General features: G+C 76.0%; 17 protein-coding genes. 11 read left to right on the forward strand and 6 right to left on the reverse strand.

Going from position 1 to position 24,565, the window contains the following annotated elements; genetic code table 11:
- The first annotated feature begins 4 nt into the window (after positions 1–4).
- The 9 genes from ACRYM0_RS03905 to ACRYM0_RS03945 all read left to right on the forward strand — a co-directional run bounded on the left by ACRYM0_RS03905 (position 5) and on the right by ACRYM0_RS03945 (position 11,973).
- Entirely contained in the window at positions 5–910 is a 906-nt protein-coding gene (locus ACRYM0_RS03905; protein WP_432502332.1) for an ABC transporter permease, read from the forward strand.
- Positions 910–1,659, forward strand: coding sequence for an ABC transporter ATP-binding protein (locus ACRYM0_RS03910; protein ID WP_432502334.1), 750 nt, complete (start codon positions 910–912; stop codon positions 1,657–1,659). The genes ACRYM0_RS03905 and ACRYM0_RS03910 overlap by 1 nt, the downstream gene beginning before the upstream one ends.
- 77 nt (positions 1,660–1,736) lie before the next feature.
- Positions 1,737–2,264: a phosphatase PAP2 family protein gene (locus ACRYM0_RS03915; RefSeq protein WP_432502336.1), complete on the forward strand. Its 528-nt coding sequence runs from the start codon at positions 1,737–1,739 to the stop codon at positions 2,262–2,264.
- Positions 2,261–3,130, forward strand: coding sequence for a decaprenyl-phosphate phosphoribosyltransferase (locus tag ACRYM0_RS03920; protein ID WP_432502338.1), 870 nt, complete (start codon positions 2,261–2,263; stop codon positions 3,128–3,130). The genes ACRYM0_RS03915 and ACRYM0_RS03920 overlap by 4 nt, the downstream gene beginning before the upstream one ends.
- Positions 3,127–3,576 (forward strand): GtrA family protein, encoded by a 450-nt coding sequence (locus ACRYM0_RS03925; protein ID WP_432502339.1) that lies wholly within the window; start codon positions 3,127–3,129, stop codon positions 3,574–3,576. Before ACRYM0_RS03920 ends, ACRYM0_RS03925 begins: the two co-directional genes overlap by 4 nt.
- The gene (locus ACRYM0_RS03930; protein ID WP_432502340.1) at positions 3,573–4,799 is read left to right on the forward strand and encodes a glycosyltransferase 87 family protein; all 1,227 of its coding nucleotides are present in this window, start codon (positions 3,573–3,575) and stop codon (positions 4,797–4,799) included. The genes ACRYM0_RS03925 and ACRYM0_RS03930 overlap by 4 nt, the downstream gene beginning before the upstream one ends.
- A 10-nt stretch (positions 4,800–4,809) precedes the next feature.
- Complete coding sequence (locus ACRYM0_RS03935; protein ID WP_432502342.1) at positions 4,810–6,666, forward strand: SpoIID/LytB domain-containing protein; 1,857 nt, start codon at positions 4,810–4,812, stop codon at positions 6,664–6,666.
- Positions 6,667–6,771: 105 nt separating this feature from the next.
- Entirely contained in the window at positions 6,772–8,862 is a 2,091-nt protein-coding gene (locus tag ACRYM0_RS03940) for an arabinofuranosyltransferase (RefSeq protein WP_432502344.1), read from the forward strand.
- Positions 8,863–8,868: 6 nt separating this feature from the next.
- Positions 8,869–11,973 carry an arabinosyltransferase domain-containing protein gene (locus ACRYM0_RS03945; protein ID WP_432502346.1) on the forward strand — a complete coding sequence of 1,035 codons (3,105 nt, stop codon included), beginning with the start codon at positions 8,869–8,871 and terminating at the stop codon, positions 11,971–11,973.
- Positions 11,974–11,979: 6 nt separating this feature from the next.
- Here the strand turns inward: ACRYM0_RS03945 and ACRYM0_RS03950 are convergent, their stop codons facing one another.
- The 6 genes from ACRYM0_RS03950 to ACRYM0_RS03975 form a co-directional block, all read right to left on the reverse strand.
- A complete protein-coding gene (locus tag ACRYM0_RS03950) occupies positions 11,980–13,596 on the reverse strand; it encodes a family 43 glycosylhydrolase (protein ID WP_432502348.1) in 1,617 nt (538 codons plus the stop codon).
- Positions 13,597–13,710: 114 nt separating this feature from the next.
- Positions 13,711–15,552 carry a family 43 glycosylhydrolase gene (locus ACRYM0_RS03955; protein ID WP_432502350.1) on the reverse strand — a complete coding sequence of 614 codons (1,842 nt, stop codon included), beginning with the start codon at positions 15,550–15,552 and terminating at the stop codon, positions 13,711–13,713.
- Positions 15,553–15,632: 80 nt separating this feature from the next.
- Complete coding sequence (locus ACRYM0_RS03960; protein ID WP_432502353.1) at positions 15,633–17,588, reverse strand: N-acetylmuramoyl-L-alanine amidase; 1,956 nt, start codon at positions 17,586–17,588, stop codon at positions 15,633–15,635.
- A 252-nt stretch (positions 17,589–17,840) separates the two neighbouring features.
- On the reverse strand, positions 17,841–19,637 hold the full coding sequence (locus tag ACRYM0_RS03965) for an N-acetylmuramoyl-L-alanine amidase (protein ID WP_432502355.1): 1,797 nt from the start codon (positions 19,635–19,637) through the stop codon (positions 17,841–17,843).
- A 143-nt stretch (positions 19,638–19,780) separates the two neighbouring features.
- Complete coding sequence (locus ACRYM0_RS03970) at positions 19,781–21,406, reverse strand: hypothetical protein (protein WP_432502358.1); 1,626 nt, start codon at positions 21,404–21,406, stop codon at positions 19,781–19,783.
- A gap of 31 nt (positions 21,407–21,437) precedes the next feature.
- Complete coding sequence (locus ACRYM0_RS03975) at positions 21,438–22,193, reverse strand: decaprenylphospho-beta-D-erythro-pentofuranosid-2-ulose 2-reductase (protein ID WP_432502360.1); 756 nt, start codon at positions 22,191–22,193, stop codon at positions 21,438–21,440.
- A gap of 184 nt (positions 22,194–22,377) precedes the next feature.
- Between ACRYM0_RS03975 and ACRYM0_RS03980 the strand changes: the two genes are divergently transcribed.
- Positions 22,378–23,160, forward strand: coding sequence for an SDR family oxidoreductase (locus ACRYM0_RS03980; RefSeq protein ID WP_432502362.1), 783 nt, complete (start codon positions 22,378–22,380; stop codon positions 23,158–23,160).
- Between the two features lie 274 nt (positions 23,161–23,434).
- Positions 23,435–24,178, forward strand: a complete 744-nt coding sequence (locus tag ACRYM0_RS03985) for a GAF and ANTAR domain-containing protein (protein WP_432502363.1) — start codon at positions 23,435–23,437, stop codon at positions 24,176–24,178.
- Positions 24,179–24,565 lie beyond the last annotated feature (387 nt).

Consider the following 24,565-nt stretch of genomic DNA (forward strand, 5'->3'; position numbering starts at 1 on the left):
GGTGGTGGCGGGGTCGCCGGGAGCGGCCGGGCACCGCGCGGACGACGACGACCTCGACGGTTTCACCGTCCCCGGCAGGGGGCGGGGCCTCCTCGACGTCCTCGAGCGGCGCTACCTGCTGAAGCTGCTGGTGCGCAAGGAGCTGCGCGTGCGCTACCAGGGCTCGTTCCTGGGGCTGCTGTGGAGCTACGTGAAGCCGGCCGTGCAGTTCGCCGTCTTCTACTTCGCGCTCGGGGTGTTCCTGCAGCAGAACGAGGCGATCCAGGACTACGCGGTCTACCTGTTCTCCGGGATCGTCGTCATCAACTTCTTCTCGGAGACCTTCGGCAACGCCACCCGGGCGGTCACCGGCAACGCGGCGCTGGTCAAGAAGATCTACCTGCCGCGCGAGCTGTTCCCGGTGAGCTCCGCGTGGGTGGCGGCCGTGCACTTCCTGCCGCAGCTGGTGATCCTGCTGCTGGGCACGCTCGTGTCCGGCTGGCGGCCGACCGCCTGGCAGTTGCTGGCGGGCGTCCTGGGCTTCGTGGTCGTGGCGGTCCTCGCGACGGGGCTGGGGCTGTTCTTCGGGTCGATCAACGTCCTGTTCCGCGACTTCGAGAACATCGTCGACCTCATGCTGCTCGTGGTGACCTGGACCTCGCCCGTGCTGTACCAGTGGAGCCTCGTGCGCCAGGAGCTGCCGGGCTGGCTGTGGCAGGTGTACCAGCTGAACCCCGTGACCAGCGCCGTGGAGCTGTTCCACTACGCGTTCTGGTACGGCGCCACCCGCCCGGGTGCGGGACCCGCCGCGACGCTGCCCCCGAACCTGCTGTGGCACGGCGCCCTGTCGCTGCTGATCGCGCTGGTCGTGCTGGCGGTGGGGCAGTTCACCTTCCGGCGGCTCGAGGGCCGCTTCGCGCAGGAGCTGTGATGACCGGACCCCTCACCGCCCGGCCCCGCACCCGGACCAGCATCCGGGTCGAGGGCGTCGGCAAGCGGTTCCACCTGCGGCACGACCGCAGCCTGAAGAACCTCGTGGTCTCCGCCTTCCGCGGCAAGGACCTCGGCGACTCCTTCAACGCCCTGGACGACGTCGACCTGACCGTGCGGGAGGGGGAGACCGTCGCCCTGCTGGGCCTGAACGGGTCCGGCAAGTCCACCCTGCTCAAGCTGATCTCCGGCGTCATGAGCCCGGACACCGGGCGCGTGCTGGTCCGCGGTCGCATCGCCGGGCTCATCGAGGTCGGCGCCGGCTTCCACCCCGACCTCACCGGCCGGGAGAACGTCTACCTCAACGCGGCGATCCTCGGCATGGACGAGGCCACCACGGCCCGGCGCTTCGACGACATCGTGGCGTTCAGCGAGATCGAGCGCTTCATCGACACCGAGGTGAAGTTCTACTCCTCCGGGATGTTCCTGCGGCTGGCGTTCGCCGTGGCCGTGCACACCGACCCGGAGATCTTCCTCATCGACGAGATCCTCGCCGTCGGCGACGCCCCGTTCCAGCAGAAGTGCCTGGCTCGGGTGCGGCAGCTGCGCGACGAGGGCCGGACCCTCGTCGTCGTCAGCCACGACCTCGACATGGTCGAGAAGCTGTGCGACCGCGGCGTCGTCCTGGAGCACGGCCGGGTCGTCGCGGACGAGGGCATCACCGCGGCCGTCGAGCGGCTGCGCGGATGAGCGGCGCACCCACCCCGACCGCCCCCACTCCTACCGCGCCCACCCCGGCCGGTCCCCCCCACGACCCGGAGAGCGACGTGCAGCCCGAAGGCCCGGTGCCCACCACCGCCGAAGTCCGACTGATGATCGCCGTCCAGCGCCGCCTGCGCCACGCACCGGTCGTGCAGGTCGCGCGCGCCATGAGCCTCGCCGGCGAGCACGCCGCCGTGTGGATCGCGGCGGGCGCGGTGGGCGCGGCGGTCGACGCGCCCCGCCGCCGCGAGTGGGTGGAGGCGACCGCCGCGGTCGTCGCCGCCCACGGCGCCAGCGTCGTGCTCAAGCGGATCACCCGCCGGGTGCGGCCCTCGCACCCGCAGGTGCTCGTGCACGCCGGCACCCCCAGCCGCTTCAGCCTGCCCAGCTCGCACGCGACGTCCACGACCGCGGCGGCCGTGGCCTTCGGCCGCCTCGTCGGCCGCGGCGCGCTCGCGCCGCTGGTGCCGGCGATGGCGCTCTCGCGCGTCGTCGTGGGCGTGCACTACCCGACCGACGTCGTCGCCGGCAGCGCGCTCGGCGCGACCGTGGCCGCGCTCGTCCCGCGGGTGCTGCGGCGGGTGCGCCGGTGAACGCGGTCGCCGGGCTCGTCAGGACCGCGCGCCCGCACCAGTGGGTCAAGAACGTCCTCGTCGTCGCGCCCCTGCTGCCGGCCGGTGCCGCGCAGCTCGACGCGCACGCCTTCCTCGGTGCGGCCATCGCCTTCGCCGCCTTCTGCGTGGTGGCCAGCGCCGTCTACCTGGTCAACGACGCCAAGGACGTCGAGGCCGACCGCGCCCACCCCAAGAAGCGCTTCCGCCCCATCGCCGCGGGCGTGGTCTCCCCGCGCGCGGCGTACGCGACGGCTGTGCTGCTGTTCGCCGCGGGGCTGGTCGGCTCGGCCCTGTGGGACCTGGACCTGCTCGTCGTCATGGCGGTGTACGCGGCGATCCAGCTGGCCTACTGCTTCGGCCTGAAGCACGAGCCGGTGGTGGAGCTGGCCAGCGTGGCCTCGGGGTTCCTGCTGCGGGCGCTGGCCGGGGGGGTGGCCGCCGGGATCCCGCTGTCGTCGTGGTTCCTGCTGACCACCGCGTTCGGCTCGTTGTTCATGGCGGCGGGCAAGCGCTACGCCGAGGCCCGCCAGGGCGAGGCGACCGGGCGGCAGGTGCGCAAGGTCGTCCAGAAGTACACCCAGACCTACCTGCGGTTCGTGTGGACGCTGTCCGCGACGGTGCTGGTCACGGCGTACTCGCTGTGGTCGTTCACCTTCCTCAACGAGTCCAGCCCCCGGTGGGGGGTCGTCTCGGTCGTGCCGTTCGTGCTGGCGGTGCTGCGCTACGCGGTGGACGTGGACCGGGGCCAGGCGGAGGAGCCGGAGGAGCTGGCGCTGCACGACCGGGTGCTGCTGGCGCTGGCGCTGACGTGGGTGGCCGTCCTGCTGCTGGCGGTGTACGCGTGAGCGGGCAGGGGGGCGTCGGCGGCGCGAGCGCGCTGCTGCGCCACCACCGGGTCCAGGAGGTGCTGCGCTTCCTCGTCACCGGTGGTGCGGCCTACCTCGTGGACGTGGCGGTGTTCAACCTGCTGCTGCTGGTCCTGGACGTGCCCTCGCTGTGGTCGAAGGTCGTCTCCAGCGTCGTCGCCATCGCGGTCGCCTTCCTCGGCAGCCGCTACTACACCTGGCGCGACCGGCGCAGCGAGCACCCGGGCCGCGAGTACGCGATGTTCCTGCTGCTCAGCGTGATCGCCGCGCTGCTGCAGCTGGCCTGCCTGTGGTTCTCCCGGCACGTGCTGGGCCTGACGTCGCCGCTGGCCGACAACATCTCCTCCAACGTGGTCGGCATGGCGATCGCGACGGTCTTCCGCTTCCTGACGTTCCGCTCGCTCGTCTTCCCCGACCGGGCGTGAGGCGGGCGGCCGGGCCCGTCCTGCGCTGGGCGCCGCTGGCCGCCGCCCTGGCGTGGTCCGCCCTGCTGCTGGCGACGGGGGCCGGCGCCGAGGGCTGGCAGCGCGGGTACGACCTGGCGGTGTACCGGCACGGCGCCGCGGACCTGCTGGCCGGGCGGGACCTCTACGCCCGCGTCACCGAGCGTGGGCACTACTTCGTGTACCCGCCGGTGGCGGCGGTCCTGTTCGCGCCGCTGCTGCTGGTGCCGGTGGGGGCCGGCCTGCTGGTGTGGGACGCGGTGCTGGTGCTGGTGCTGGTCGCGGCCGGGCACCGGCTGCTGCGCGCGGCCGGCGCGCCGCGGGCGCTGGTGCCGGCGGCGCTGGCGGTGGTCGTGGTGAGCGACCCGTTCCGCGAGGCGCTGGTGCTGGGGCAGGTCAGCCCGCTGGTGGTGCTGGCCCTGGTGGGCGGTGCCTCGCTGGCCGGGCGCGCGCCGGGGACGGGCGGTGCGCTGGCCGGTGCGGCGGCGGCGGTGAAGGTGACGCCGGCGCTGGTGCTGGTGCTGGGTGCCGTGCGGCCGTGGCGCCGGTTCGCGGTGCGGGTCCTGGTGGCGGGGGCGGTGCTGACCGCGGCGGGCGCGCTGGCGGCTCCGGCGTCGTGGCGCAGCTACTTCCTCGACCTGCTGTGGCGCTCGGGGCGGGTGGCGCCGCCGGGCACGACGAGCAACAACTCGCTGGCGGGGGCGTTCGCCCACGCGGGGGTGCCGGCGGGGGTCGCCTCGGTCGCGGGGGTGGCGCTGGGGGCGGTGCTGGTGGTGGCCGCCGTGGTCGTGCTGCGCCGCGGTGCGGGTCCGCACCCGTCGCCGGGTCGGGGCCGCTCGTCGGGCGGGGACCCCGCGCCGGGTGAGGGGGTGCGGTGGGGGCTGGTGGTGAGCCTGCTCAGCTGCCTGGTCAGCCCGGTCACCTGGAGCCACCACGTGCTGGCCGCCCCGCTGGCGGCCGTGGTGCTGCTCCTCGCGCCGGCCGGGGCCCGGGCGGTGCGCGCGGCCGCCGCCGTCGCGCTGGTGCCCTGGCTGCTGCCGGTGCTGCAGTGGGCGGCGGCCCTGGGCGGGGCGGGCGGGGCGCTGCTGGCGCAGGTGCGGCCCCTGTCGGCGCTGGTGCTGGTGGGGCTGCTGGTGCTGAGCGGTCCCGCGCGTCACGGGTGGGTCACGAGTGGCGGACGACGCTTGACGATGCGTATCAACTAACTAACACTCGGTGATCGTGCGTCGTCGCCGCCTCGTCCCCACCGCCCTCACCGCCGGCCTCCTGCTCTCCGCCCTGCCGGTCTCCGCCGCGCAGGCCGCCGAGACCTTCCCCGCCCCCGCCTCCGGCGCCTGGACCGTCACCGGCCGCGGCTACGGCCACGGCTACGGCATGTCCCAGTGGGGCGCGCAGTCCCGGGCCGTCGCCGGCCAGGACCACCGGCAGATCCTCGAGGCGTACTACCCGGGCACCACCGCCGCCACGCGCGCCGATCGCACCGTGCGCGTGCAGCTCTCGCGCTTCAGCGGCCCGGAGGTGTTCCTTGAGTCCCGCAGCGCCGCACCGCTGCGGGTGGGGGACCGCACCGTCCCGCAGGGCCAGCGGCTGCGCGTGACCTGGGACGGCACGGCGCTCGTCCTGACGGCGTTCCTGCCCGGCTGGCAGGAGGTCTGGACCCAGCGCTGGACCAGCGTGCCGACGGTCACCGGCGCCGACGGCGTGTGGGTCGAGCGCCTGGACGGTTCCGGGAACCGCTACGCGGGGACGATCTCCTTCCCGCTGAGCACCCCCGTCACGCCGATCAACACCCTGAGCCTGGAGGACTACCTGCTCGGCGTGGTGCCCCGCGAGTCGCCCGCCTGGTTCGCGCCCGAGGCGCTGCAGGCCCAGGCCGTCGCCGCGCGCAGCTACGCGCTGTCCACCCTGCGCGCCCCCTCCTCCGCGTACGACATCTGCGACACCGAGGCGTGCCAGGTGTACCAGGGCGCCGCCTCCCGCACCGCCGCCGGAGCGGTCACCGACCTGCAGCCGGCGGCGACCACCGCGGCCGTGCGGGCCACCGCCGGGGAGATCCGCGAGTACGCCGGTGCCCCCGCCTTCACCCAGTTCTCCTCCAGCAACGGCGGCTGGTCCGCCACCGGCAGCAAGCCGTACCTGCGCGCCGCGGAGGACCAGTTCTCCTCGCCGGCCGGGAAGGTCCCGCAGGACACGGTGGCCGGCTGGACCGCCCAGCTGCCGGTGTCCACCGTCGCCTCCCGCTGCCCCGCCGGGGGGCAGCCCCGTGCCCTGTCGATCACCCGCCGCGACGGCAACGGCGAGTGGGGCGGGCGCATCACCGAGCTCGTGGTGCGCTGCACCACCGGCGACGCCACCCTGAGCGGCGCCTCCGTCGCCCGCTTCAGCGGAGCCCTGCGCTCCAGCTGGTGGGCCGTCGTGCCCGGCGGCACCGCCCAGATCGACGCCACCTGGCGCGCCCTCGGCGCCGCCGGCGGGGTGCTCGGCGCACCCACCGGCCCGGTGTGGGCGCTGCCCCAGGTGGAGGGGTCCTACCAGCTCTTCCAGAACGGCTCGGTCTACTGGTCCCCGCGCTCGGGCGCGCACGCGATCCGCGGCGCGATCCGCGACGCGTGGGGCCGGCTGGGCTGGGAGTCCTCCGTCCTGGGCTTCCCGACCACCGAGGAGGGGGCCCTGGGCCTGCGCGGCGGCGTCGGCCAGCAGTTCCTCGGCGGCTCGCTCTACTGGTCCCCGGCCACCGGCGCCCACGAGGTGCACGGCGCGATCCGCGACCGCTGGATCGCGCTGGGCTGGGAGCGCGGCTGGCTGGGCTACCCCGTCTCCGACGAGCGCCGGCTCGCGGGCGGGGCGTACTCCCTCTTCGAGGGCGGCTCGGTCTACTGGTCCCCGGCCACCGGCGCGCACGCGGTGCGCGGCGCGATCCGCGACGCGTGGGCGGCGCAGGGCTGGGAGACCGGCCGGCTGGGCTACCCCACCTCCGACGAGTACGACGTGCCCGGCGGCAAGCGCAGCGACTTCCAGGGCGGCTCGATCACCTGGACCCCCGCCGGCGGTGCGGTGATCACCGCCCGCTGACGCCTCCCCACCCCCGCGCGGCGCGGGCGGGGAGCGGGTGCGCCGTGGCCTACCCTCGGGTACCGGTCGGTCACCGTGACCGGCGCTCGAGGTGGTGGGTGACGGGTGACGCAGGCGACGCGCGAGGACGACGACCTCTCGGAGCGGACGGCGCACGCCGCCGCGGTCCGGGTGCGCAGCCGCGACGCGGTGGTGCGCGGCGGTTTCCTCCGGCTCGGGCTGGTCCTGCTGGCCGGCACCGTCGTCGCCGGCCTCGTCAGCCTCGTCGTGCAGCGGGTGACGACCGCGCTCGTCCTGCGCTTCGCGGGCGCGAGCGCCGGCGGCGACGCGCCGGCCTTCTCCTCGACCACCCCCTCGTACGCGGGCACCGCCGCCACGACCGCCGTGCTCGTCGCCGTGGTCGCTGCCGCCCTCGGCATGTGCGTGCGGCGGCGCTGGTGGCGGGGCACGGAGGCCGTCGCCGCCGTGGTCGTCGCCGCCCTGGCGACGCTGCTGCTCGCCCTGCCGCTGGCGGGCACCCGCTTCTACCTCGGCGGCAACACGAACGACCAGGTGTTCCGCACCCAGTTCCTGGGGCGCCTCACCGACGACTGGCACCTGGCCGACATGAACTACGCCGGCCTGCCCTCCTTCTACCCCGCGGGCTGGTTCTGGCTCGCCGGCCGCTTCGCGGACCTGACCGGCACCCCGGCGTGGGAGGCGTTCAAGCCCGCCGGGATCGCGACCTCCGCGATCGTGCCGGTGCTCGCGATGCTCGCCTGGTCGCGGCTGGTCGGCCCCCGGCGGGGCCTGCTCGCCGGGCTGGCCACCACGGCCGTCGGCGTCTACCCGGCCCTGGCCGGGCCGTTCGTCGACGAGCCGTACTCGTGGTGCCTGGCCGCGTTCGTGCCCGTCGTGGCCGTGGTCGCCTGGCGCGCCTTCGGGGACGTGCCCGCGCGCACCCGCACCGCCGCCGCGGTCGCCGTCGGCGTCGCCCTGGGGCTGGGCGCCATGACGTACACCCTCTACGCGGGGTTCGCCGCGCTGCTGGTGGCCCTCGCCTGCGCCTGGCGCGCCGGCGCCGCCTGGCGCGCCGGGGCCGGTCCCGCCGCGCTGCGCACCCGGGTCCCCGCCCTCGTGCTCGCCGCCGTGGTCTCCGCGCTGCTGGCCCTGCTCGTCTGGGCGCCCTACGTCGTGGAGGTCGTCACCGGCGGCGGTGGCCGCGCCGCCGCGCAGCACTTCCTGCCGCTGATCTCCGCCCAGTTGCCCACGCCGATGCTGGCCCCCACGCCCTGGGGCGCCTTCCTCCTGCTGGGAACCCTGTGGCTGGTGCTCGCGGTGCGCCGCGACCCCGTCGCGCCCCCGCTGCTGCTCGTCGTCGCCGTCGCCTACCTGTGGTACCTGCTGTCCACGGCGGCGCTGCTCGCCCGCACCACCCTGCTCGCCTTCCGCATGGAGGCCGTGCTGGTGGAGACGACGGCCGTCGCCGGCGTGATGGGCGCCGCCGCGCTGTGGCGCGCGCTGCCCGGGGTGCTGACCCGCTCACCGCTGGCTGGGCGGCTGCGCGAGGTGCAGGTCCTCACGGCGCTCGCCGGTGCGGCCGTGCTCGTCGTGCCGCTGCAGGCCACCGGCCAGAACCTCGCGCCCCAGATCGAGAAGGCCTACACCGACTACACCGCGGACGGCACCAACGCCCTGGGGGAGAGCGACGAGAGCGTGGACGGCGCCTGGACCGACGACCTCCTCGCCGCCGTCGACGCCGCCGCGGCCGCGCAGGGCCTGACCCCCGACGAGACGGTCGTGCTCAGCGCCTACTACGAGGTCTTCTCCTTCCGGCCCTACCGCGGCTTCCAGCAGATCACCCCGCACTACGCCAACCCGCTCTCCGACTACGACGCCCGCCGCGCCGAGGTGGAGTCCTGGGCCGCCGCCACCGGCCCCGCCGACCTGCTGAGCCGCATGGCGGACGGCCCCTTCGAGGCGCCCGACGTGCTCGTCCTGCGCCGGGCGGACGACGGGTACCAGGTGGGCCTGGCCCGCGACGTCTTCCCCGCCGAGCCGAACGCCGACTGGACGACCACGACCTTCGACCCCGCGCTGTTCGAGGACCCGGCGTTCACGCTCACCGACGTCGGACCGTTCGTGGTCGTCGGCGTGGACCCCGCCGCACCCGGCGCGGCGACCGCCGTCGCCCCCACCACCACCGCGGTCGGCTGACGTCCCTTGAGCTCCACCGCCCCCGCCCGGGGCCGCCTGCTCGCGCTCGTCCTGGCGGCCCTGACCTGCCTGCTGTCCGTGGCCGTCCCGCTGGCCCCGGTGGTCGTCAGCACCCCCGAGGTGACCTGGCCGCGGGCCGGGCAGGCGCCCACCTCGACCACGGCGCTGTTCATGCCGTACCGGCCCCTGGACGTCACCGCCGAGGTGCCGTGCGCGGCGGTCGGCGCGCTCGCCGGGCGCACCGCGCCGGGGGAGCAGGCGGTCCTGGTCGCCACCGCCCCCACCGGCTCCGAGCGCGGCCGGCAGCGGTCGCTGAGCGTCTCCGTCGCCGACGGGCGGCTGCTCGTCCGGTCCTCGGGGCGCGAGCTGCTCGACCTCGCGGTGGACGACCCGCGCCTGGCCACCCCCGGCTGCGTGCTGCGGGTGGTCGCCGACCAGGACGGCACCACCGTCACCGACGGCTCCGCCGGGCAGCCGCTGGCGTCCGCGCCCGGGCTGCCCGTGCCGGAGGTCACCGCCTTCGTCACCGACGTCACCGCCGGGACCGGTGCGGGCGGCGCGGCGCCGTCCGTGGTGGCGCACCCCGACGCGCGCTTCGAGAGCCGGCCCGGGGCGCTGAAGGTCGCCGTCCTGGTCGCCCACGCCGTCACCGCCCTGCTGGCCGTGCTCGTGCTGCTGCTCGCCGCGGGCCCGGCGCCCCGGCGCCGGCGAGCCGGGCGCGGGCACCCGGGGGAGCGTCCCGCGCGCCTGGACCCGGCGGTGCCGGGCCGGTGGCGCCGCGGGGCGGCGCTCACCTGCGACGCGGTGGTCAGCGCCGCGCTGGTGCTGTGGGCCGGTGTCGGCCCGCTGCACACCGACGACTTCTACTACGTGCTGGAGGCGCGCAGCGTCGAGCTGACGGGGACCGTCGGCAACGTCGTGCGCTACTTCTCCGTCCCGGAGATCCCCTTCACGCTGCAGCAGCTGCTGCTGGCCGCGGTGGTGCAGGTGTCCGCGGCGCCGTGGGCGGTGCGGCTGCCCGCCGCGCTGTGCGGGATCGGCACCTGGCTGCTGCTGACGCGGGTGGTGCTGCCGCGCCTGGTGCAGGACCCGCCGCTGTGGACCCGCCCCCTGGCCGCGGTGGTCCTGCTCGCCTGGTGGTGGCCGTTCAACACCTCCGCCCGCCCCGAGAGCCTGGTCGTGCTCGTCTCCACCGCCACCCTCGCACTGGTGCTGGAGGCGGTGGCCCGCCGGCGGGTGTGGCTGCTCGGGCTGGCTGCCGCCACCGCGGGCGCTGCGGTGGCGGTGACGGCCTCCGGCCTGCTGTCCGCCGGGCTGCTGCTGGTGCTGGCGCCGCGGTGGTGGCCCCTGCTGCGCGAGAGCCGGCTGGGCGCGTTGCCCACCGCGGGTCTGCTGCTGGCGTGCGCCAGCGTCGCCTCGCCGCTGGTGTTCGCCGACGCGAGCCTGGCCGCCGCCCTGACCGCGCTGCGCGTGCACGACGAGGTGGGGCCGAACCTGGCGTGGTGGCAGGAGGCCGAGCGCTACGCCGCCCTGACGGTCGGGGTGGACCCCAACCAGCGCGGCTACGCCCGCCAGGTGGTCGTGCTGCTGACGCTCGTGCTGCTCACCGGCGTCACCGCGGCGCTGCTGCGGGCCACCCGCGCGCGCGGGCCCCGCACCTCGTGGGTGGTGCCCGTGGCCGCAGCCCTGACCGGGTTCGGCGTCCTGGCCGTCTCGCCGACGAAGTGGTCGCACCACTTCGGCGCGCTGGCGGGCGTGGGGACGTTGCTGGCGGTCGTCGCGGCGGTGGTCCTGGTGCGGCGCCGGCCCACCCGCTGGGCGCTGCTGGCGCTGTGGGTCGTCGTCGTCGCCGTGGCGGGCGCCGCGTTCCACGGTCCCGACGCGCAGGTGGAGTACTCCGCGTACGGCGTGGACCCCGAGCTGCCGGCGCTGCTGGGCCAGCCGCTGCTGTGGGCGGCGCTGTCGGCGCTGGTGGTGCTGCCCGTCCTGCTGCGCCGCCGCCGGCGCCCCCGGGCGGCCGTGCCCGGTGGGGCGAGCGGTGGGGCGAGCGCTCCGGTGCGCGACGCGTGGCCGGAGCTGGTGGCGGCCGCGGTCGCGGTGGTGCTGGCGGGGTCGGTGCTGGTGCAGGCGGGCAGCGTCGCCGCCGCCGCGTACCGGCTGCGCGACTCCTGGTCGGTGGCCTCCGACGCCCTGCCCGCCCTGACGGGGGCCTCCTGCGGGTTCGCCGACGCGGCGGTCGCCCTGACGGGTCAGCGCACCCTGGACCCCACCGCCGCTCCGGGCGGTGCCGCCGCGGCCGACGCGCCCGGCGGCACCGCCCCCGCGGCGGACGGGGAGCAGACGGCCGGGCTGCTGGACACCGCTCCCGACGGGGTGGGCGTCTGGTCCGGCGTGCCGGGTGCGGAGGTCAGCACGCCGTGGCTGTCCCTGGGGGAGCGCAGCGCCTCCGACACCCTGGCCTTCGACGTGCTGGGCGCTCCCGCCGCGGTCACCGTCGAGTTCGCCGGCGCCGACGGCGAACCGCTGCCGGTGCCGGCGGTGCCGCCCGCCGGGGAGGGGTGGCGCCGGGTCGGCTTCGGCCCGGTCGCCGACGCCCCACCGGGAGCGGTGGCGGTGCGGGTGCGGTTGCGGACCGACGAGGCGGCGGGCACGGGGTCGGAGCCCGTCCCCGCGGTCACCGACGTGTACCGGCGCACCGGGCAGAGCGTCTCGGAGGTCGTGCCCGCCGGCACCCGCGTGCTGCTGGACTGGCCGATCGGCCTGCACCTGCCCTGCTACGAACCCCCGGTCGTCGCGGGCGGGATGGTCGAGCCGGTGACGTGGATGGTGCGCAGCGCCACCTTCGAGGTCACCCCGCCGCTGGCCCTCATCGACGGCGGCGGTTCCTACGCCACGCTGCCGGAGGTGGCGACCCTGACGCCCTACCGGGGTTTCCTGCCCGGCGCGCCGTACCGCGAGTGGGGCGACCTGGTGCGCGTGGAGTACGAGCTCCCCACCGGCGGCTACGACGTCAGCGCGGGCGAGCGCACCGTGCCCGGCTGGCGCTGGTGGGACGGCGCCGGGCCGGGGCCCAGCCCGCAGAGCGTCCTGGACGGTGCCGCGGACGGCTGACGGGCCTCAGCCGCGCGTGACCCGGCCCGTCGCGGCGTCCCACACCAGGGAGCCGTTCTCGAAGTCGCTGCGCTTGCCGCCGGGCACGTCGTACTCGTCGCTGACGGGGAACCCCAGCGGCCCCGCCTCCCAGCCGGTGTCGCCCCACGCCGTCTGGATCGCCCCGCGCACCACGTGCGCGCCGCTGGCGGGGGAGAAGTAGATCGAGCCGCCGAGGAAGTGGCTGTAGGCGCCCCGGCCGCCGGGGGTGGCGACCTCGTCGGTGGTGGGCGGGCCCAGCGGGCCGTCGGCCCCGCCGGTGGCCAGCCACTTCTCCCGGATCGCCCCGCGCACCTCGTGCTCGACCGGCGCCGGGCCGTCCACGACGTCCAGGGTCCCGTCCGGGAGGCGCTGCAGCGTGGCGATGCCCAGCCGGCGCGGGTGCGGCTGCTGCCCGCCGAGGTTCTCGCCGAGCCAGAAGGACGCGTAGGCCAGGCGCAGGGTGCCGGAGGTGTCGACGAACCCGTTGGAGCCGCCGGGGCCCTGGACGGTGCCCTGGCTGGCGAGCAGCGGGGAGGCGGGTTCGGGGCGGTCGCACGGCGCGGTCGGCCCGGCGGGGCACACCGCGTACCCGCTGGCGTAGTTGCTGCGGCCGCTGGCGTCCAGCACCCCGGAGTAGTTCGCCGAGTAGAACAGGTACGTCGTGCCCTCGAAGGTCACCATCGACGGGTTCTCGATCGTGCTGCCCTCCCACGCCGCGGCCCGGTTCGTCTCCAGCAGCGTCACGGGCGCGGCACCGGGCAGGGGGAGCCCGTCGTCGCCGACCTCGACGGCCTGGATCGAGGACTCGCGCACGTCGAGCTTCCCCGCGGCCTTCCACAGCAGGTACCGCCGGCCCGAGGCCGGGTCGGTGTAGGGGCTGGGGTCGATGGACCCCTGCGGATCGCGCTCGGCGGGCTGGCACTGGATCGGCGCGTCGCCGCTGACGTCGCGGAACGGCCCCAGCGGTGAGGTGGCCGTGGCCAGCGTCAGGCAGAAGCGGTCCGGGGCCACCCGCACCGCCGAGTACGCGAACCAGGTGCCCTCGGCCGTCCCCACGCCCGGCGCCCAGTAGTCGCGGTCGATCCACGGGCCCTGCTGGTGGACCAGGCCCCAGCTCGCGTCGCGCACGAGGGCGTCGTTGGTGTCGTAGGCGGCCCACGCGTCCAGGCCCGCCTCGCGGATCTCCTCGGGGATCTGCTCGTCCGCGAACACGTCGTAGCCCGGCGCCCCCGGCGGCCCGTCGTCGCTGTAGCGCGGCCGCACCGTCCAGGTCTCCAGGTCGGTGCTCGTCAGCACCGGCAGGTACCGCCCGCCCACCGGCGAGGCGTACGCGTAGTACGTGCCCTCGTGGACGACGACGCTGGGGTCGCCGAAGTCGCCGACCCACGTGGTGCCCGGCTCGAACCAGCCCTCCTGCGGTGGCCCACCGCCGGTCGTCGAGCCCGCCTGGCCGGGGGCGGCGGCGGGCGGCGTGCCGGTCCCCGCGCCGGCGGGGTCGCCGTCCGGCCCCGTCGGCGCGCCGCCGGTGCAGGAGGTGAGCGCGGCGCAGAGCGCCGCTGCGAGCAGGGCGCACCGGGCGGGCCGGCGACGACGGTTCGGCACGCGTCCAGGATCGCAGGCGAACGCGGTGCGCGCCGGACGAGCGAGGGCCCCGCCGCCCCGGCACCCGGGGTGGCGGGGCCCTCGCCCGTCCGGCGCGCACCGCGCCGGGGTGGCTCAGCGGTAGCTGACCACCGCGCCGCGCGCCGGGGTCCAGGTGATCGAGCCGCCCTGGAAGTCGCTGCGCTTGCCGCCGGCGACGTCGTACTCGTCGGAGGTGGGGTAGCCCAGCCGGCCGGTCTCCCAGCCCTGCGCCGCCCACGCGTCGCGGATCGCGCCGCGCACCACGTGCGTGCCGGAGGCGGGGGAGAAGTAGACCGAGCCGCCGGCGAAGTGGTTGAAGGCCCCGCCGGCACGCAGCGGCAGCTCGTCGGTGGTCGGGTAGCCGAGGAACCCGTTCTCCCAGCCCGTGGAGGCCCACTTGTCGCGGATCAGGCCGCGCACCACGTGGGCGCCGGTGCCCGGCGAGAAGTAGATCGAGCCGCCCTGGAAGTGGTTGAACGCCCCGCCGCGCAGGGCCGTCTCGTCGTTGACGGGGAAGCCCAGCGGGGAGTTCTCCCAGCCGATCGAGGCCCAGCGGTCCCGGATCAGCCCGCGCACGACGTGCGAGCCGGTCGCCGGCGAGAAGTACACCGACCCGCCCTGGAAGTGCTGGTAGTAGCCGCCCGCGCGCGGGGTGGGCAGGATCGCGCTGGTGGGGGAGCCGAGGAACCCGGAGGCCCCGCCCACGGAGCTCCACTTGGTCGCGATGTCGGGCGTCGCCGCGACGGGGGCGCCCTCCACGCGCAGCGTGCCGTCGCCGTTGCGCACCAGCGTGGCGATGCTCATGCGGCGCGGGTGCGGCACGGGACCGCCGACGTTCTCACCGAGGCGGAACGTGGCGTACGCCATCCGCAGCTTCCCGTTCGCGTCGACGAAACCCGACGACCCGCCCGGGCCCTGCGCCGATCCGGCGCTGGCCAGCAGCGGCACGGACGAGACGCGGTGGCACGCCGCCAGCGGCCCGGACGGGCAGACGGCGTACCCGGAGGCGTAGCTGCTGTGGCCCTGCGCGTCCAGCGGGTCGGACAGGTTGCCCGAGTAGAACAGGTACGTCGTGCCGCCGAAGGAGACCATCGACGGGTTCTCGATGGTGTCGCCCTCCCAGGAGTTCGGGGCGGTCTCCAGCAGCTTCACGACCGGTGCGCCCGCCTTGGGGAACCCGTTGGCGGCCAGCTCCACCGCCTTGATCGAGGACGGGTGGGAGTCGATCTTCCCGGAGGACTTCCACAGCAGGTAGTTCTTGCCGGTGGCCGCGTCGTGGTACGGCATCGGGTCGATCGACCCGCCCGGGTTCACGTTGACGTCCTCGCACTGGATGGGCCCGCCGCCGCTGATGTCGCGGAACGGCCCCAGCGGGGAGGACGACGAGGCGACCGTGAGGCAGAACCGGGAGGGGGAGACGCGCACCGGCGAGTACGCGAACCAGGTCGAGCCGATGCTGAACACACCCGGCGCCCAGTAGTCCCGGTTGATCCACGGGCCCTGCTGGTGGACCAGGCCCCACGAGGCCGGGCGCACCAGCGCGTCGTTGGTGTCGTACTTGCCCCAGTCGTCCAGGGCGGCGGCCTTGATCTCGGCGGGGATCTTCGGATCGGCGGCCACGGAGTAACCGGGTCGGCCGGGCGGGCCGTCGTCGGAGTAGCGCGCGCGCACCTTCCACGTCACCAGGTCGGTGCTGGTCAGCACGGGCAGCACGCGACCACCCACCGGCGAGGCGTAGGCGTAGTAGGTGTTCCCGACGCGCACCACGGTGGGGTCGCCGAAGTCGCCGGTCCAGGTGGCGCCCGGCTCGAACCAGGTGGGTTCGGCGGCCGCGGCCGTGCCGGTGCCCCCGGCCAGCGTGCAGGCCGCCACGGCGGCGGTCACGCCGGCGGCGAGGCCCGTGACGAGTCGGCGCAGTCGGGACGTGGGACGCACGGGTACCTCCGGGTCGGGTGCGTGGCTTACGTGCCGGTCATCGGCACGTGCGCGCCCGGCCTTGAGGGGTTCGGGCCGGTTCAGCGGTAGCTGACCACCGCGCCGCGCGCCGGGGTCCAGGTGATCGAGCCGCCCTGGAAGTCGCTGCGCTTGCCGCCGGCGACGTCGTACTCGTCGGAGGTGGGGTAGCCCAGCCGGCCGGTCTCCCAGCCCTGGCGCGCCCACGCGTCGCGGATCGCACCGCGCACCACGTGCGTGCCGGCCTTGGGCGAGAAGTAGATCGAGCCGCCGGCGAAGTGGGTGAACGCGCCGCCGGGCAGGGGGTTCTCGTCGGTGGTGGGGTAGCCGAGGAACCCGGTCTCCCAGCCCAGGGAGGCCCACTTGTCGCGGATGAGGCCGCGCACGGCGTGCGCGCCGGTGCGCGGGGAGAAGTAGATCGAGCCGCCCTGGAAGTGGCTGAACGCCCCCCCGGGCAGGGCGATCTCGTCGGTGACCGGGAAGCCGAGGTAGGACCCCTCCCAGCCCATCGCCTTCCACTTGTCGCGGATGAGGCCCTTGACGAAGTGGGCGCCGGTGGCGGGCAGGAAGTAGATCGAGCCGATGGCGTAGTGGCGGTAGCGCCCGCCGCTCTTGGCGGGTCCCTCGTCGCTGGTGGGGGCGCCGAGCACGCCCGCGCCGACCGCGGCGTACTTGGCCGCGACCTCGGAGGCGCTGGCGCCGCCGCCGGCGGTGAGCTGGGCCACGCGGGTGCGGATGGCGTCCATCTTGGTGAAGCCGACGTTGCCCGGGCAGGCGGTGTAGCCGACGTCGCGGTGGGCGCTGACGGTGCGCAGGGTCACGGTGGTGCCCTTGGCGTAGCGGGCGGTGCCGCCGCCGGCGCTGGTCAGCCGGGTGGTGCCGGCGGGGTCGATGCCGTGCAGGGAGAACTTCCAGGCGATGACCTGCGCGACGGATTCCAGGCAGGCCGCCGAGGGGGCCACCGAGGTGTAGTCGCCCATCATGGACACCCCGAAGGTGTCGACGTTGAAGCCGCCGGCGTGGGCGCCGACGACGGGGCGGGTGGTGCCGCCGGCGCGGCCTTCCCAGATGCCGCCGAAGCGGTCGACGACGAAGTTGTAGCCCAGGTCGGCCCAGCCGAGGGTGACGGTGTGGTAGCGGTACATGCCGCGGATGACGGCGGGGACCTGGGCCTGGGTGTAGCTGCCGGGGTCGGCGGTGTGGTGGACCACGGCGGCCTTGAGGGTGCCGCTGTAGGAGGCGGAGGACTTGCGCAGGGTCTCGTCGGCGCCCCAGGCCGCGCGGGTGCGGATGGTGGGCGCGGCCAGCGTGACGCGCTCGTCCACCGACTGCGCACCGGTGCTGCGCAGCAGCACCTCGGACGTGTCGGCGGGGACGGTGCTCGCCGAGGTGGCGGCGAGCTCGTCGGCGGCGCTGTGCCCGGGGTCGACGACGTGCAGCTCGGCGTGGGCGACGTCCGCGGCGGGCAGGCGCACCTCGACGGTGGTCAGGGCGCCCTGCGACCCGACCCACAGGGGGTCGGAGCCGGTGACCCGGCCGTCGGCCTCGGAGGTGCCGGGGTCGGCCTCGTTGTCGTTCAGCGGCAGCTCGCTCCACGCCGACCAGGCGCCCTCGCCGTTGCGGGTGCGCACCGCGACGGACTCGGCGGCGGTGCCGCGGGGGAAGGTGACGCCGACCATCCGGCCGCCGGCGACCTCGACGCGCACGACGCTCAGCGCGGCACCGGCGTGCAGGGAGCGGGTCGTCGCCCCGCGCGGGGCGGGCACCGCCGCGGTGGCGGCGGTGCCGGGGTGCTGGGCCAGCGGGTAGCTGGTGGTCGAGCCGCCGACGGCCGGGGTGCCGCTGCTCAGCGCCGTGCCCGGGGCCGCCGCGGCGGGGCGGGCGGTGGCGCCGGCCAGGCAGACCAGGGCGGACAGCGCCCCGGCACCACCCCCGGCGCGCAGCAGGGCGCGTCGTGAGAGCGCGCCGCCCGTCCCGGGACGGTTGCCGGTCTCCTGGGCACTCGCGGTCCACCGCATGACAGCTCGGTCCTTCGTTCGACGACAGAGGCGGTCGCACCCACACGGGTCAACGCACGTCACGGGCATCGGCACCTGACGGCTGGAGCTTGAGCGGGGACCGACATCGCCTGCCACCCTCCCCGAGCGACGGCCGAGGCTCAAGGTGCCACAGGGCACGAGTCGGTAACGAAGCGCTCATGGCAGCATCACTGTGCGTAGTGACGTGCTGGGCTCCGCGGGGCCGCGCACCCCGCGGAGCGCCCAGCACCGTCAGCGCACGGTCAGGCGCCCGTCGCTCGCCCGCCACGTGATGCTGCCGCTGGTGAAGTCGCTGCGCCGGCCGCCCGCGACGTCGTACTCGTCGCTGCGGGGGTAGCCCAGGCGGCCGGTCTCCCAGCCCAGGGAGGCCCACTTGTCGCGGATCGCGCCGAACACCACGTGCGCGCCCGTGCGCGGCGAGAAGTAGATCGAGCCGCCCTGGAAGTGGCTGAACGCCCCCCCGGGCAGCGCCACCTCGTCGGTCAGCGGGTACCCCAGGAAGGAGTTCTCCCAGCCCAGCGAGGCGTACTTGTCCCGGATCAGCCCGAGCACCGCGTGCGTCCCCGCGGACGGGTGCGAGTAGATCGAGCCGATGGCGTAGTGGCGGTAGCGCCCGCCGCTCTTGGCGGGTCCCTCGTCGCTGGTGGGGGCGCCGAGCACGCCCGCGCCGACCGCGGCGTACTTGGCCGCGACCTCGGAGGCGCTGGCGCCGCCGCCGGCGGTGAGCTGGGCCACGCGGGTGCGGATGGCGTCCATCTTGGTGAAGCCGACGTTGCCCGGGCAGGCGGTGTAGCCGACGTCGCGGTGGGCGCTGACGGTGCGCAGGGTCACGGTGGTGCCCTTGGCGTAGCGGGCGGTGCCGCCGCCGGCGCTGGTCAGCCGGGTGGTGCCGGCGGGGTCGATGCCGTGCAGGGAGAACTTCCAGGCGATGACCTGCGCGACGGATTCCAGGCAGGCCGCCGAGGGGGCCACCGAGGTGTAGTCGCCCATCATGGACACCCCGAAGGTGTCGACGTTGAAGCCGCCGGCGTGGGCGCCGACGACGGGGCGGGTGGTGCCGCCGGCGCGGCCTTCCCAGATGCCGCCGAAGCGGTCGACGACGAAGTTGTAGCCCAGGTCGGCCCAGCCGAGGGTGACGGTGTGGTAGCGGTACATGCCGCGGATGACGGCGGGGACCTGGGCCTGGGTGTAGCTGCCGGGGTCGGCGGTGTGGTGGACCACGGCGGCCTTGAGGGTGCCGCTGTAGGAGGCGGAGGACTTGCGCAGGGTCTCGTCGGCGCCCCAGGCCGCGCGGGTGCGGATGGTGGGCGCGGCCAGCGTGACGCGCTCGTCCACCGACTGCGCACCCGACGCCGCCGCGAGCCGCGCCACCCCCACCGCCGCGGGTGCGTCGCCGTCGCGCTCACCGGGGTCGACGACCTCCAGGCGCGCCGTGGCCGCGTCGGCGGCGCGCAGCCGCACCTGCACCTGCGCGGCGCCCAGCGGGCCCGTCCACAGCGGTTCCGTGGCGACGACGCCGGCGGCGCCCACCCCGTCGGCGGTCGCGTCGGGGCCGCTGTCCACGAGCGTCAGCTCGTTCCACGCACCCCACTCGCCGCCCGCGGGGCGCACCCGCACCGCCACCGGCCCGGCCCCGTCCGCGGTCGCGCCGCCGAGCACCACGCCCAGCAGGCTGCCCCCGTCGACGTCCACGGTGACCTCGGTCAGCTCGGCACCCGCGGAGGCGCCGTCGCCCGGCAGGGCCGTGGCCGCACCCCCGCCGGGAGCGGTGCGCAGCAGCGGTGCCGAGCCGTCACCGGCCGCCGCCAGCGGCAGCGAGCGCGTGGAACCCGACACCGGCAGCGGCAGCGCCGAGGCGCTGTTGAGGCCCGCACCGCCCACCGCGGCCGGCGCGGCCTGCGCCGGCCGTGCGGCCAGCAGGGCCAGCAGCCCGGCCCCGGTGCCGCTCAGGGCCGCGCGGCGGCTCACCGGGACCCCGCCGCGGCGGGCCTCCGGCAGGGGTCGTCGTCGCTGCGGTTCAGGGGTCATCGCCGGGGCGCTCCGTCCGTCGTTGCGAGGGGCCGCCGGTCGGCGACGCTCCACCAGGGACGAAAACTAGACGACGGTGGAAGTGTTGTGAACGAGGCGGGAGGGACGGGTGGGGCGGCGGAGGGGGTCGGCGGGCGTCCCCGTCAGGCCGCCAGCACCGCCCCGGGCCGGTCCCGCGCCACGTACAGCCGCACCCCGAAGGCCCGCAGGTGCTGCTCCCGCGCCACCCGGTACCCCTCCTGCAGCAGCCGCAGCGTCTCGCGGTCCTGCTCGCTGGCCGTGACCACCGGCCCGGAGCCGCCGACGACCCACACCCGCCCGGTGCCCTCCAGCGCCCCCGCCAGCTCCTGCGGCGGGAGCACCGTGCCCACCAGGGTCGCCGACTCCGCCGCCGGCCGGTCCAGGGCCAGGTCCCGCAGCCCCGCGAACGCCTCCGGGTACAGCTGGGTCAGCACCCGGTAGCGGTACTCGCCGTCCGGCACGAACAGCAGCCCGTCGCCGGGACGGGCGTGCTCGGCCAGGTACGCCGCCGTGCCGCGCAGGTCCTCGGCGTGACCCAGTCGCGCGTCGCGGAACACCAGCTGCATCCGCAGCCCCGCCAGCGCCGCGCCGGCCACCAGCACCAGCGCCACCGCCGCCGGCAGCCCCCGCACCCACCGCCCCCGGCGCGCAGCGGGCAGCGCCGCGGTCACCGCCGCCGCCAGCAGCAGGCACGTCCCCGGGACCACCACCACCAGGTAGCGCGTCGTCCACAGCGGGTGCACCTGCGAGAGCAGCCACAGCGCCGGCACCGGCGCCGCGCCCCACAGCAGGCCCACCGCCAGCAGCGCCCGGGCCCGCGCCCGCCACACCGCCAGCACCACCGCACCCGCCGCCAGCGCCACGGTGAGCGGCGAACCCAGCGCGAAGACGACGTGCTCGCCCAGCTGCCGCAGCAGCGGCGGGCGCAGGAACGCCACCTGCCCCTGCTGGGTGCTCTGCGCCAGCAGCAGGGGCAGCGCCAGCAGCAGGCCCGCCCCGCCGGCCGCGGCCCCGCGGCGCCGCGCGAGCGCACCGGTCCCGCGCAGCAGGAGCAACCCGGCGTGCGCGGGCAGCACCATCAGCGCCAGCGTGTTCAGCGCCGTCAGCAGCGGCAGGCTCAGGGCGTACCCCACCCACCAGCCGCGCCGCGCCGAACCGGACGCCCGCACCAGCAGGTACGCCGAGGCCGTCGCCACCAGCGTCGCCAGCGCGTACGGCCGCGCCTCCTGCGCGTAGCGGCTCACCAGGGGGGTGGCCAGCCACAGCGCCGCCGCCGTCGCCCCGACCAGCCGCGCCGTGCGCGGGCCCGTCGCCGGCAGCGCCAGGCGCCGGGCCAGCCCGTGCAGCAGCGGGGCCGTGGCCGCCGCCGCCAGCACCGAGGGCCAGCGCGCCTGCACCACCGTCGCCGACGCCCCGGACAGGGCGTGCACGAGGAAGTAGAACGGCGCGTGCACCAGGTCCACGTGCTGCACCAGCCGCCAGATCTGCTCGGCGCTGCGGTTCGCCACCGCCACCGTCACGGCCTCGTCGCGCCACGGGCTCGGCACGCCCACCCGCCAGGAGAACACCCCCAGGCCCACCAGCGCCCAGAGGAGCCCCAGCACCGCGTCCGGCCCGGGCCGGGAGCGCCTGGAGCGCACCACCTCGGGCGGGCGGTGCGCGGTGGCACCCGCCCGGGTGCGCGCCCGGGGGACGCGTGCCGCCTGCTGCGTGCGCGCCTCAGTGCTCAGATCGACCTCGCTCGTCACCGTCCGCGCTGCTGCCCCCCGCGTGCAGCCGTCACAGCGGCAGCCTGCGGAACACCGGCGCGGGCACGTGGCGCAGGGCCGACATCACCCAGCGCATCGGCTCCGGAGCCCACACGGTCTCCTTGCCGGTGCGCACGGCGTCGACGGCGACCTCCGCCACCTGCTCCGCGGACACGGACAGCGGGGCCGCCTTCAGCCCCTCCGTCATCTTCGTGGTGACGAAGCCCGGGCGCACCACGACGACCCGCACCCCCGACGGGCGCAGCGCCTCGCGCAGCCCCGTGAAGAACGCGTCGAAGCCCGCCTTGGAGGAGCCGTAGACGAAGTTGGAGCGGCGCGCGCGCTCGCCCGCCACCGACGACAGCGCCACCAGCACCCCGTGGCCCTGCGCGCGCAGCCGCTGCGACAGCAGCACGCCCAGGCGCACCGGGGCGGTGTAGTTCACCGTCGCCACCAGCTCGGCGGCGTCCGCGTCCTGCCAGGACTGCTCGTTGTCGCCCAGCACCCCGAAGGCCAGCACCGTCACGTCCACGTCCCCCGCGGCGAACGCCTCGGCGACGACCCCCTCGTGCGAGGCGGTGTCGGTGGCCTCGAAGTCCACGGTGCGCACCACGTGACCGCGCCGGTGCAGGCGGTCCACGGCGGCGTCGCGGCGCTCGCCCGGGCGGGCGGCCAGCGTGACCTCCAGCGGCCGCTGCGGGCTGAGCCGCTCCACGACGGCGAGGCCGATGTCCGAGGTGCCTCCGAGCAGCAGCACGGAGCGGGGGTTGCCGAGGGCGTCGATCACGGAGCGTCTCCAGGACGGTCGGGGAGGGCGGGCGCGGCGGACCGGCCGACCTCGCCGGCCCGCCGGGGTCCGGGACACCCGGACGAGTCGTCCGACCCTAGCAACGCCACCGCTCGCCCCCGTCGCCGTCGACGCGCACCCCTCGCCCGTCGCGAGCCGCACCGGGGAGGGGGACGATCCGGGGGTGAGCGCAACCCTGCACGGGCGCGTCGTCGTCGTCACCGGGGCCAGCCGGCGCGCCGCCATCGGCGCCGCCGTCGCCCGCCGCGCCGTCGCCGACGGCGCCTCGGTGCTGCTGCACTCCTGGTCCCCCCACGACGCCGAGCAGCCCTGGGGCGCCGACCCCGGCGGCCCGCAGGCCCTGCTCGACGAGCTGCGGCGGGCGGAGGGTCGCGTCGAGCACCTCAGCGCCGACCTGGCCGACCCCGACGCACCCGCGGCCGTGCTCGCCGCCGCCCGCGACGCCTTCGGCCACGTCGACGCCCTCGTCGCCAACCACGCCCGCAGCAGCGCCCAGGACCTCGAACACCTCACCGCCACCGAACTGGACCTCAGCTGGGCGGTCAACACCCGCGCCAGCCTGCTGCTCGTCCAGGCCTTCGCCGCCCAGCACGACGACACCCGCCCCGGGGGGCGGGTGCTGCTGTTCACCTCCGGGCAGTACCACGGCGCCATGCCCGCCGAGCTGCCGTACATCGCCTCCAAGGCAGCGCTGCACGAGCTGACCCGCTCCCTGGCCGTGCACCTCGTGCCCCGTGCGATCACGGTGAACTGCATCGACCCCGGACCCAACGACACCGGCTACGCCGACGACCGGACGCGCGCCGCGGTGGCCGAGGCGAACCCCGGGGCGCGGTGGAGCACCCCCACCGACACCGCCCGCCTCGTCGCCTGGCTGCTCAGCGACGAAGCGGAGTGGGTCACGGGGCAGACCATCGCCTCCGACGGCGGCTGGTCCTCGCGGTGAGCGGGGCTCAGGAGGGCTTCCGCTCGTGCGCTCCGTGGACCGCGGAGCTCCCCACCCGACCACCCGCGCCCGCCTGGAGCGCACCGTCGAGGAGGCCCGAGCGGTCAGTCGGTCCCAGCCGCCCCCTCCACCCACCGTCACCGCTTCCACGGCCCCTCGGTGAGTCGAGGGCCACGGGAGCAGGCCAGCGGCTTCCAGCTACCGGCGGTGGTGTGATGGCACAGGGACACCGGGTGAACGGATCACCGGGTCCCCGTGGAAGGAGGCGCGGCACGTGAGCGCAGCAGCTGAGGACCAGCACGCCGGCGGGCCCAGCTCCGCAGGAGGCCCGGGCGACCTGGTCGCCGCCCTGGCCGACCTGGCCCGGCAGATGCAGCAGCAGTCCGGCTCCGAGGCGACGCTGGAGAAGGCCGTGGCCGCGGCGATCGCGATGGTCCCCGGCGCGCAGGAGGGCTCGATCAGCGTCGTGGTCAAGCGCACCCAGGTGCAGGCCTGGGCCGCCTCGTGCGAGCTGCCCCGCTCGGTCGACGAGCTGCAGAGCGAGACCGGTGAGGGCCCCTGCCTGGACGCCGCCTTCGAGGCCGAGGTCGTCGACGTGCCCGACGTCGCCGGCGAGGTGCGCTGGCGGCGCTTCGCCGAAGGCGCCGCGCAGCTGGGCGCCGGCAGCATGCTGTGCTTCCGCCTGTTCGTCTCCGGCGACGACCTGGGCGCGCTGAACCTGTACGCGCGCACCCCGCGCGCCTTCACCGGGGAGTCGCGACAGGTGGGGCTGCCCTTCGCGCACGCCGCGGTGGCGCTGGCGCAGGTGCAGCAGCGCGAGCACCTGCTGGCCGCGATCGACAGCCGCGACCTGATCGGGCAGGCCAAGGGCATCCTGATGGAGCGGCACAAGCTCACCGCCGCGCAGGCCTTCGACCTGCTGACCAGCGTCAGCCAGCACCGCGGCGTCAAGCTGCGCGACCTGGCCCACGAGCTGACCTCCAGCGGGCAGTTGCGGGGCCCGCGCGGCACCGTCTGAGCACGCCTGCACGCACGACGGCCGCCGGGTCGAAGGACCCGGCGGCCGTGGACGTGACGGTCGATCCGGCAGTCGCCTCTCGGCGAGCGGCCGCTCGAAGCGGCTGGAGGTGAGGCCCGGGGACGTGCAGCGGAGCGACCACCCTCTACGAGCACCACCACCGCACCGGCATTCCCCCGCACGGCCCCTGCCTGCCGGCGGTCCACGCCGACTGCGAGCACCTCGCACCGACGCCTCGCAGCGGCACGATCGGCACCTGCAGCGCGTCCCGGACGTGCCGCGGTCCGCGCCGTGACGGCCGATCGGCGATCTCGCTCTCACGTCGATGTCGTGATGCCCCCTCTGGTGGTGATCCCGCACGGTTGAGCCCTCAACCGTGCGGGATCA

The sequence above is a fragment of the Kineococcus arenarius subsp. arenarius genome (assembly GCF_050871845.1).
GTDB lineage: Bacteria > Actinomycetota > Actinomycetes > Actinomycetales > Kineococcaceae > Kineococcus.